Here is a 2,502-nt window from a genome sequence, read left to right on the forward strand (position 1 = left end):
GAGTCTCGTTCCCAGTCGCATACAGGCCGCAGGTGTACTTCATCCGCCGGCCCAGAAACGCCTCAAACACCGCCGACGGCAACTCGTAATGGCAGTTGGCCGCCGCCACCGCCGCGGCAGGCTTCACGGTCTGGGCAAGGGCTGCGATATCCGCATCCATGGGGCACCCTCCGAGAAGTCAGGCGGCACGGGCTGAACGAACGCCGAACCACTGCTGTGTTCCTCTTGTAGCCGCCATGCCAGGCCGCCGGCTATGCGACCTTGGTCCCATGGAGCGAGGTGGTGCCCGCTTCGACACTGAGGTATGTGACTGAAACAACTGCAGTGCGCAAGGCTGCCGTTGGCTCGGCAAGCGGCACGCTGATCGGTGCGCTCGCACAGGGAGCGGCCCTTGCCCGCCCGGCTGCGTTGTGCTTCCCGGAAGCCGGCGACCGCATCGATCTGCGCACCCTGTGGCAGGCGTCGCAGCGCTGCGCCCAGGCTCTTCGGGCCAGCGGGGTGACCTGCGGGAGCGTGGTCGGACTGCTCGCCGCGGCCGGGCCCGAGTTCATCATCGGGTTCTTCGGCGTGCTGCGTGCCGGTGCGAGCGTGAGTGTGCTGCCGACGCCAGTGGGCGGCGCCCGGGCCAAGCTGCTCGCTGAGCAGACCGCCCGGATCGTACGCACCGCGCAGATGCAGTTCGTCGTCCATGACGCGGGCGCACGTGAGTTCACCGATGAACTCACGTGGCTCTGCCCGGGGCTGACCGTGTTGCGCCCTCGCCCGGAGTATCCGGGCGGAGCGGATCTGCCTGTCGTCGAAGGCGATGACCTCGCCGTCGTGCAGTTCACCTCGGGCAGCACGGGCAGACCGCGCGGAGTGATGCTGACGCACCGTAATGTGGTCGCGGGCCTGCAGGCCATCGTGGAGTGCGCGGGCATGCACTCCGAGGAACGCCTGGTCCAATGGGTTCCCCCTTACCACGACATGGGCTTGTTCGGGATGCTCTCGCACCTCCTCGTCGCCCATGGGGACGTGCACATGTTCCAGCCCGGTACGTTCATCCGGCATCCTCTCGACTTCCTGCGGTATGTGGCCGAACAGCGCGGACACCTGGTGACCGGGCCGAACTTCAGCTTCGAGCTGATGCTCAACAGCCTCCCCAAGGAAGAGGCACCCCCCCTTGACCTGTCGGCGTGGCGTCTGGCGTTCAACGGAGCCGAGCCCATCTCCGCCGCTCTCGTCGAAGCCTTCGCCGCACGCCTTGCCCCCGCTGGCCTCGACCCGGCGGTGATGTACCCCGTGTACGGAATGGCCGAGGCGACACTCGCCGTCTCCTTCCCGCGCCCCGGCAGTCTGCCGCGCACCCTCGACGTCGACCGTGACGAACTCGCTGCCACAGGGCGCGTACGCACCCTGCCCGGCAGCGCTGCCGGCGCCAAACGCATTGTCTCGGTGGGCAGGCCCGTCCCCGGCATGCAGGTGCGGATCGTCGACACCACGGGCACGGAGTGCGGACCCGGGCACCTCGGTGAGCTGCACATCCGCGGCGCCTCGGTCACCACGGGCTACTTCAGGGACGAGGAGGCAACCCGGGCGGCGTTCGACGGGGCCTGGCTGCGCACCGGCGACCTCGGGTTCACGCTCGACGGCGAGCTGTATGTGGCCGGCCGCAGCAAGGAGATGGCGATCGTGCACGGCCGCAACCTCTTTCCCGACGACATCGAAGCCGTCGCCCGAGACACCCCGGGCGTCTTCCGCCGGCGCTGCGTCGCCTACGCCGGCAGCGGCACCTCAGGCGAGTACGTAGGGGTCGTGGCGGAGACCGCGCAGCCCGAGCAGACGCATCCGCAGCTCGCGGAGGAGATCCGCCGCCGCATCGTCGGCGAGCTCGGCGGGATGCCCCTACGCGTGGACCTCGTAGGCCCGCGTTGGCTGACCAAGACCACCAGTGGCAAGTGGCAGCGGGTACAGGCCGGGCGGCGCATCTCGTCCCTGAATCCCTAGCCCCGGACATCGACAAGAACGGACACCCTGCGGCGGGCACACTGGCACCGCACATCCACGGAACCGTGCCAAGACAAACGGAAGGCAGGCTGCGACATGACCACCGAACCGGGCACCGCCCACGGCGCCCCCCCTTCCTTCGACGAGGCGCTGCACGTTGTCGAGGCCGCGCTCCACCGCGAACTCCCGCACATCAAAGGAGACATCGGCCCTGAAGAGCACCTCGATCTGCTGCCGGGCGCCGACTCCGTCCGGCTGATGCGCGTAGTGGCCAACCTGGAGCGGACCTACGGCGTCGAACTCGAGGACGAGGAGATCCGCGCCGCGGAGACCGTGGGCGAGCTGACCGGCCTGCTGCGCTCAGCCATCGAAGCGAGCAAGGCCGGACAGTGACCGAGACCGAGATCAAAACCAAGACCAACTGCCATTACGAGTTGCCGTCGGCGGTGTTTGAGGCGTTTCTGGGCCGGCGGATGAAGTACACCTGCGGCCTGTATGCGACTGGGAACGAGACTC

General features: G+C 68.3%; 2 protein-coding genes. Both read left to right on the plus strand.

The features are described from left to right. Positions 1-324: 324 nt before the first annotated feature. Entirely contained in the window at positions 325-1,986 is a 1,662-nt protein-coding gene (locus IG74_RS0144260; RefSeq protein ID WP_037827293.1) for an AMP-binding protein, read from the plus strand. Positions 1,987-2,082: 96 nt separating this feature from the next. After that, positions 2,083-2,379, plus strand: coding sequence for an acyl carrier protein (locus IG74_RS48605; protein ID WP_051856728.1), 297 nt, complete (start codon positions 2,083-2,085; stop codon positions 2,377-2,379). Positions 2,380-2,502 lie beyond the last annotated feature (123 nt).

Origin of the sequence: Streptomyces sp. NRRL B-1347, assembly GCF_000720325.1 — a bacterium.
In the GTDB taxonomy this organism is placed as follows: Bacteria; Actinomycetota; Actinomycetes; order Streptomycetales; family Streptomycetaceae; genus Streptomyces.

What these genes read in the sequence shown, in the direction of transcription:
- IG74_RS48605 (WP_051856728.1), top strand. Translation starts at nt 2,083, where the DNA reads ATGACCACCGAACCGGGCACCGCCCACGGCGCCCCCCCTTCCTTCGAC.